The organism is Cupriavidus sp. BIS7 (assembly GCF_000292345.1).
Classification (GTDB): Bacteria; Pseudomonadota; Gammaproteobacteria; order Burkholderiales; family Burkholderiaceae; genus Cupriavidus.
The window spans coordinates 135,685-143,141 of the sequence record NZ_ALOU01000040.1 but is presented as its reverse complement, the minus strand read 5'-3'; the positions used below and the strand labels follow the sequence as shown (position 1 = coordinate 143,141).

Below are 7,457 nucleotides of genomic sequence, written 5' to 3'. Positions count from 1 at the left end.
TGAAGCATCACGAAGACCGAAGTCCCCGTGGCGTTCGCCATCAAGCGCCCACACTTATCGGTTGTTTGGTTGTTAAAGAACTTCAACGACCGGCTTTGCCGTCGTTGCGCTGCGTCGCTGACGTTTCGTCATTCGCTGCAGCAGAGAAACGAGATTATGCAGAGCATTCAGCGTTTCGTCAACAGTTTGCAGAAGATTTTTTCTCTGCCGGTCAGCGCTGCAAAGCTCCGCACCACTGACCACTGTTGCCCCGCAACCCTTGTCGCTGCTGCGTTTGCAGCGCGGTTTGTGTTGCGAGGGGGCGAATATTAAGGGAGCCATGCGGGGTTGGCAAGCACTTTGTCATAAAAGTTTTAAAAAACCTTCTATGAGCCTTATTGAGCACTTCGCCGGAGCCGGATCGCCCTTGTATAGAATCGGGACACCGGGCGATCCGCAGCCCTTCATTCAAAGGACGAGCACTTATGACTATTGAAGCGACATGGCTGGCGAACTCTGGCTCAAGCGTATGTGACCTGCGGAACGGCACGGCCAATTGGCAGGCGGACCTTGATGCGCCAGCCGGGAACCCCGCAATTCCCAACCCCCACGACCTCCTGGATTCCGCTCTTGCGGCCTGCACGACACTCACCCTGCAGGTCTACGCGCGCCGAAAGGGCTACGAGCTACAGGAAGTGCGCGTCACGGTCTCTCATGACGAGGCCCCCGGCACCTACAAGCTGATCCGTCACATCGAACTCCGCGGCAACCTGGCGCCGAACGTCCGGGAAGACCTGCTCCGCGTCGCCAACAAGTGCCCGGTTCACAAATCTCTGTCGGCCCAGATCTCGATCGACACGACGCTCGCTGACTGACCCACCGGCGCTTTAACCTCAGACACGGATTCACGCAGTACCAGGTAAATGGATTCCCGGACACTCTTGTGTCCGGCCTTTCCGCCTCCGCCAGCACTTCTGCCGCACTTCTCCTCCATAGTCATCAACCTGACCCACATGCCACGCTAGGTTGTACGCGTGAATGACGCGGTTAGCGATGATCCATTTCGCACCTTTGTCGGGCACGAGCCCGGGCTTTGTTCGCTGCCCCACGCAGCCAGTGTTGCAAACCGTCGCAAACGCCACCCCACTGCTTTGTCTGCAAGGTGCATCGGCTTACCATGAAGCCAAAAAAGAACATTGGCGGTACGAGCAGGGATCGCATCAGGAGCGGGGACATCTTGGCGAATTACATCGAAGAGTATTGCGCGCGCATTCGTCGCAATGGCGCGCGAGGGGTTGCAGACAAGCCTGTCGTGGTCGATCAGGATGGCACCTACACCATGACCTATGTGCCGTTCGAGCACTGGAACGCGAACGCCCGGCTCGTGCTCGTCAGCACCACGCCTGGCCACACGCACGTACGACTTGCTGCAACGGTTACGGAAGAACTGCTGCGCGCCCACTCGCCGGGCCGGACGATCCAGCGGGAGAACAAGCGCCGCGTGGAACTGGGCGGCCGGATGGTGCGCCCGAACCTGATACGCATGCTTGACCATTTCCGGGTACCGGAACTCATTGGGCAACCTCATGCGGCTGCGCTCTGGAACGATGGCTTCGAATCGATCCAGCCGATGGCGCTTCTGCCACATGCGACGACCCGCCGCGGACTCGCTTTCGATGGTCCGCTGGATGAACTGGTCGACGTGCCAATGCTGCGCGAAGTCTTTGCGCGCCAATTTCTCGACCGGCTGGCGCAGTGCCGGGCCGACGCGCTGTACATCGGCCTGGGCCGCACCGCGTGGGCCGGGCTGCGCCATGCCACCGCATCGGGGCTGCTGAACCGGCACCAGTTGCTGGGCATGATGCCCGTGCCGGCCCGCGCCGGCAGCATGGTGCGGTATTTCCTGCGCGAGATTGCCGCCGGAGATCTTTCGCCAAACGATCCGGTCCGTCACCGCATGGCATGGCTGGATGCTGCGCACGAAGAGATGGAAGCCGGTGTGCGGCAAGCGCGCGCCGGTTCGGCGCCGTCCACGCGACCCGATCGCCTGATAGCCTGATCCCTCACCAATGTGATGCACGCCCCACGTTGGTGGGGATCAAGCCGCCTGTCAGACGCCGATATCCCCTCTTGAGGATACTGACCTCCTCGCATTCCCGATTGGCGGCCCCCGTACTCGCGGAGGGCCGCGATTTTTTCTACGCCGTTTGCCTCAGGATCCCGCGAGCAAGGTCGATCTATCTCAAGCACGCATCATCTGAGGAAATTTCCTACAGCATTTGCGGAAGCGTCGCATTACGGACTGCCCGCCGTCTCCCTATACTGCCCCGTCATGTAGAGCCTGTGCCACATGGCGGCATCGGGCCAATCCCGAGGCAGCATGGCATGACAAAAATCCTGATCGTCGACGACCACCCCGCGCTGCGGCTGGCCCTGCGCACACAGCTATCCCAACTGCTGGGCGTAACAAGCCTGCTGGAATCCGACAACGGACAAAGTGCGCTTGACGCCGTCCGGCAACACAAGCCGGATCTGGTTGTGCTGGACCTGGACATCCCCCGCATGAGCGGGCTCGATGCCGTCCCCCGCATGCGCGCCCTTCATCCGGCGATACGGATCCTGGTGCTGTCGGCCCAGGACCCGGTCCCGTTCGCGGCCCGCGCGTTCCAGGCCGGCGCGCAGGGCTTTGTCAGCAAGACCCAGACCATGGACGCCATCGTCCGCTGTGTGGAAAGCGTGCTCGGCGGCTTTACCGTGTTCCCGAGCAGCAACCATCGCGAAAGCCCGCGCGAGAGCCACAAGGTCAGTGATAACGAAGGACTGCGCAAGCTGACCGACAAGGAGGTGGAAATCCTGCGGATGCTGACCCGGGGCATGAGCAACAAGGCCATCGGCAAGACGCTATTTATCAGCAACAAGACGGTAAGCAGCTACAAGGCCCGCATCATGAAGAAGCTTGCTGCGGATTCACTGGTGGAGCTGATCGACTTTGCCCGTCGCTGCCGCCTGATTCCATGACACAAGCAGGTACGCCGTCCGTGCTCACCGCCGACGAATGCAAGGCGTTCGGCCCTGCGCTGGCAAACGCCGCGCGTGACGACCCGGCGGTGTACGACATGCTGCTGGTACGGCTGATCGATGCCAACACCACCGATCTCGCCGAACTTCGGCACGCAGTTGACCGTCGCGACTGGCCCGGCGTACAGCGCAACGTCCACCGCCTGAAGGGCAGCGCGGCGCTGGCAAGGTGCCCAACCCTGGTCGCGGCCGGCAAGTCGATTGAATCGGCCGCCGGCCAGGGCAAGGCCGCCGTCGTGAATGCACTGCTGCCGCGCTATATCGCCATCGTCACCGAGTTCAACGATCAACTACGGGCGATACGGCCCGATCCACCACGTCTGGCACCAGGCACATTCAAGGAATTTGATGAAAGCGTGCATTCGCCACGTGTGCAAGCGGCCAGCGGCGCTGGCACACTGTGAGTCTGTGCCGGCAGCGCCCCCAACGATGTTCGCCGCCGGAGACACCACCAATTCAGGCGGGAGACCTTGTCGTGGGTGATCTGCAGAGCTTGCTCGATGGTCACGGGCTTATGCTCGTGTTCCTCAATGTACTGGCCGAACAGGCCGGGCTGCCGGTACCGGCCTATCCGATGCTGTTCGTGGCCGGCGCGTTGTCGATGCAGCCGAGTGGCCCGTCGATCGGCGCAGTGCTGTTCGCCGTGATATCCGCCTGCCTGATTGCGGACACTGCGTGGTATTTCGCCGGCAAGCGTCTGGGGCAGCCAATGCTGCGAACGATCTGCCGCGTGTCGATCTCGCCGGACACCTGCATCCGCCAGACGCAGTCGCTCTACCTGCGCGTGGGCCCGCGCTCGCTGATTTTTGCCAAGTTGCTGCCGGGCGCCGGTGCACTGTCCACATCCATGGCTGGCATGACGGCCACGCCGTTCACAACCTTCATCTTCTACGACACGCTCGGCGCGCTGGTGTGGGCCGGCGCCGCGCTGGTGGCCGGCATGGTCTTCAGCGATTTCGTCGATACCATCCTGGCCGCATTCAGCGCCTTTGGCCATATCGCCATCATGGTGGTGCTGGGCGCCTTTGTGCTGTTCGTCGCCTGGCGTTTCTGGATGCGCTGGCACATGCTGCGCCGATCGGGCCGGATTCCGCGCATGACGGTCATGGAGCTGGAGCAGCGCCGCGCCGCGGGTAGCAAGCCACTGCTGGTGGTCGATGTGCGCGCCCATGGCGCGGCCCCGATCGAGCGCATCCCCGGCTCGATCGTGATGGAGCTGAAAGGCCCCTTTGACACCCTGTCCGGCCACGACACCGGCACCGATATCGTGGTCTATTGCGCGTGTCCGCACGAGGTGTCCGCCGCCGTACTGGCCGAACGCCTGCGAACGGCCGGCTATCCGAACACCTGGGCACTGGCCGGCGGCTTTGACGAGTGGAAGCGCCTGCAGGGCACCCCGGGCCTGCAGGCCGCCGCCCTCGATGCACCGCAGCAGGCCACCCTCCACTAGGCAGGCATTCGCCGGCACACTTCGCCCTTTCCGTTCCACTGCCGCTTCCTATACTTGGCGCAGACCGTTTGTGCACGGAGGGCGGCATGCCGGGCGAAGACCATGGTTGGGAAGATGAGGCCGCGCGCGTGGCGCACCGCCGCCGCGCGCTCGATATTCCTGTAGTACCGGGCAATAGCGGTCGCAACCGGGCGCTGGCACTTTCTGGCGGCGGCATCCGCAGTGCAACCTTCTGCCTGGGCGTAATGCAGGCGCTGGCCGAAGCTCCAGTGCCGAAGCCAGCCGGGGACGCCGACGGCGCTCCGCCCGCCGTCACGGGTGCTCACTCGTTGCTGGCCCAGTTCGACTACCTTTCCACGGTCAGCGGTGGCGGGTATATCGGATCGTTCTTCACCAGCCTGTTCGTCCCCGGACGCCTGCGCCGTGGCACCAGCCCGCTGCAGGCCGCACAGGATGCCTACCGCACGCTGCAGTACGAACCGCCAGGCCGCATCCGCACCGGGGACTTCTATGGCGATGCGCCGGGCCGGGCAGCAGTGGCCTGGCTGCGCGAGAACGGCCGCTACCTGACCCCCACCGGCGCGGGTGACAACCTCTACGCCGCCGCCGTGATCGTTCGCAACTGGATGGCCATGCAATACGTGATCGGCAGTGCATTGCTGGTACTGCTGGCCGCACTGGCGCTGGGCCTGCACGTGGCAACGGGAACCTGGCTGGGGTTGGGGCAGAGCGAGATGGACCTGCTGCATGACGCGCGCCAGGCCTTCAACGAAGACACACTGGCGATCTGGTGGAGCGCCTATCTGTGGCTACCGGTGGTCTCGGCGCTGTTGTTCGTGCTGCCGCCAGGCATCGCGTTCTGGCTCGTCTATCCGACGTCCGACGACCCCCAGCAGCCGGTGCGTGCGCTGAACGGTGCGGTGCTGCTTGCCGTCGTGATTGGCGCGCTGTTCCTGGCCGCGTCGTTGTGGTTCCAGACGATCGAGCCGAACATGCGGATTGCCTACGCGTGTTTCGTCATCGGCATGGCGGCGTGGCTTGGCGTCGCGGCGTGCATGGTCATGCTGATGCCGGCGCCGCGCACCGTCACCGTGTTCCGCGTGCGCGCCACGCGGGCACTGCGTGGCGCGCTGGGGCTGACAGCGGCGCTGGCCGCCCTGGGCCTGGCGGACACCGCGGCGCGCACCTGCTACCTCTACACGTTCATGGCCCCGCACCCCTGGGCAGCGATTGGTCCGGCCGGCGCACTGGGCGGCCTGGTCTGGCTGGTCCGCTACGGTGCAACGCTGTTTGACAATGGCAAGAAGGGCGCCACGGATTCTGCCTGGCGCACGCTGGCGGCAAGGTTGCCGATGTCCCTGCTCGCGGGCGTGGTGGCTGCGCTGGTCGCAGTGCTGGTCTTCGTACTCTGGTCGTGGATTGTGCTCTGGGTGCGCTGGGACGGCGGCGAACCCGTCGACTGGCACGTCTTTGGCAAGGCCTGGACCACGGCCGCGCTGGTCACGCTGACGCTGCTGGCGCTGTGCATGGCGATCGTGGTGGGGCGATTCGCGGGCTTCCTGAATCTGTCGACACTGCAATCGTTCTATGCTGCCCGGCTGACGCGCGCCTACCTCGGCGCCTCCAACGGCAACCGGTTCAGCACGCCAGCCGCGGACCGCGCGGCGCGTCAGCGATTCAGCGTGGCGGAACCCGCGCCCGACGACGCGCTCAGCCTCAACGACTACTACGATCCCCGCGTGCTCGCCCCGCTGCACCTGATCAATGTCACGCTGAACCAGACGGTGGACCCCGCCGAGCAACTCGTGCAGCGCGACCGCAAAGGCAAGCCGCTCTGCATCGGCCCGGGCCCTGCGCTTGCGCAGCCGGGCAACGCACGGCAACTGCCGGCCGACGTCTACGTGCGCTTCACCGTCGACGGGCAACTCTGCTGCGCGAAGTCACAGGGGGCGGCCGGTATTGCAACCCGGTCCGTTGAAATGGCCCAGGCACGTACCGTGGGCGACTGGATTGCCATCTCTGGCGCGGCGATCTCCACGGGGTTGGGGCGAGCATCCACGCTGGGCACTTCGCTGTTGCTCGGGCTGGCCAATCTGCGGCTCGGCATCTGGTGGCCTTCGACCATGGCCGAAGGCGGGTCATGTGCAACCGGCGCGGGTACGCAACGTCCCGACATGGAGCGGCGCCTGCACCCGGCGCTTGGCATGATCACGGGGCTGTTCCGCACGCAGTATTACCTTGGCTGCGAGCTTGCCGCACGCTTCCACGGCACGCGCCGCCGCTGGCAATATCTTTCCGACGGCGGCCATTTCGAAAACACCGCCGTCTACGAGCTGCTGCGCCCGGAGCGCCGCGTCGGACTGATCGTCGTATGCGATTGCGGTTGCGACGGCGACTACCGCTTCGGCGATCTGGCCAATCTGATCCGGCTGGCCCGTATCGATTTCGGCCTGGAAATCGTTGTGGACCACGCGGCAGCGAGCGACCCCGCTCTCGGCACCGTCTTCGGCACTCCAGATGACTTCGCGGCGGACGCACCTCCCGAGGCGCAAGACAAGGTTGCCATCCTGCTCAACGTGCACGTCGCGGGCCAGGCCGGTGCCCCTGACGGCGCGCCTGTCACGCGCATCGTGCTGATCAAGCCGCGCCTGACGCCATCGGCCCCTGCCGATGTACGGCAGTACGGCGCGTTGCATCCAAGCTTCCCGCAGGAGGGCACCGCCGACCAGTTTTTCGACGAAGCACAGTGGGAAAGCTACCGCGCGCTTGGCGTAGCCATCGGGCGCCGCATCGCCGGCGGCGCTGTCGCGCAGCGATTGTTCGGCTAGGCATTCGGCTAGGCATTCGGATAGCACGGGCGGTGTCCCCACGGCCGTCATGGCTACTTGGCGGCCGTCAGCACGATCGGGCCGCTGTGACTACCATAGCCCGTCCCTGAATCGAATCTCGC

General features: G+C 64.6%; 7 protein-coding genes. All 7 read left to right on the top strand.

Annotation, left to right across the window (positions count from 1 at the left end):
* The coding region (locus tag B552_RS28895; protein WP_237718221.1) for a hypothetical protein at nt 1-239 on the top strand (239 nt) is incomplete at its 5' end.
* Nucleotides 240-464: 225 nt separating this feature from the next.
* The gene (locus B552_RS0115240) at nt 465-854 is read left to right on the top strand and encodes an OsmC family protein (protein ID WP_019449898.1); all 390 of its coding nucleotides are present in this window, start codon (nt 465-467) and stop codon (nt 852-854) included.
* Nucleotides 855-1,216: 362 nt separating this feature from the next.
* The gene (locus B552_RS0115235) at nt 1,217-2,038 is read left to right on the top strand and encodes a hypothetical protein (RefSeq protein ID WP_019449897.1); all 822 of its coding nucleotides are present in this window, start codon (nt 1,217-1,219) and stop codon (nt 2,036-2,038) included.
* 326 nt (nt 2,039-2,364) lie between these two features.
* A complete protein-coding gene (locus B552_RS0115230; RefSeq protein WP_019449896.1) occupies nt 2,365-2,997 on the top strand; it encodes a response regulator transcription factor in 633 nt (210 codons plus the stop codon).
* Nucleotides 2,994-3,461: an Hpt domain-containing protein gene (locus tag B552_RS0115225; RefSeq protein ID WP_019449895.1), complete on the top strand. Its 468-nt coding sequence runs from the start codon at nt 2,994-2,996 to the stop codon at nt 3,459-3,461. The genes B552_RS0115230 and B552_RS0115225 overlap by 4 nt, the downstream gene beginning before the upstream one ends.
* A 71-nt stretch (nt 3,462-3,532) precedes the next feature.
* Nucleotides 3,533-4,507, top strand: a complete 975-nt coding sequence (locus B552_RS0115220) for a DedA family protein/thiosulfate sulfurtransferase GlpE (RefSeq protein WP_019449894.1) — start codon at nt 3,533-3,535, stop codon at nt 4,505-4,507.
* Nucleotides 4,508-4,593: 86 nt separating this feature from the next.
* A complete protein-coding gene (locus tag B552_RS0115215) occupies nt 4,594-7,335 on the top strand; it encodes a patatin-like phospholipase family protein (RefSeq protein WP_026035689.1) in 2,742 nt (913 codons plus the stop codon).
* Nucleotides 7,336-7,457: the final 122 nt, after the last annotated feature.

Excerpts from the sequence above, each read along its gene's own strand:
- B552_RS0115225 (WP_019449895.1), top strand. The coding sequence starts at position 2,994 with ATGACACAAGCAGGTACGCCGTCCGTGCTCACCGCCGACGAATGCAAG.
- B552_RS0115240 (WP_019449898.1), top strand. The coding sequence starts at position 465 with ATGACTATTGAAGCGACATGGCTGGCGAACTCTGGCTCAAGCGTATGT.
- B552_RS0115215 (WP_026035689.1), top strand. The coding sequence starts at position 4,594 with ATGCCGGGCGAAGACCATGGTTGGGAAGATGAGGCCGCGCGCGTGGCG.
- B552_RS0115230 (WP_019449896.1), top strand. The coding sequence starts at position 2,365 with ATGACAAAAATCCTGATCGTCGACGACCACCCCGCGCTGCGGCTGGCC.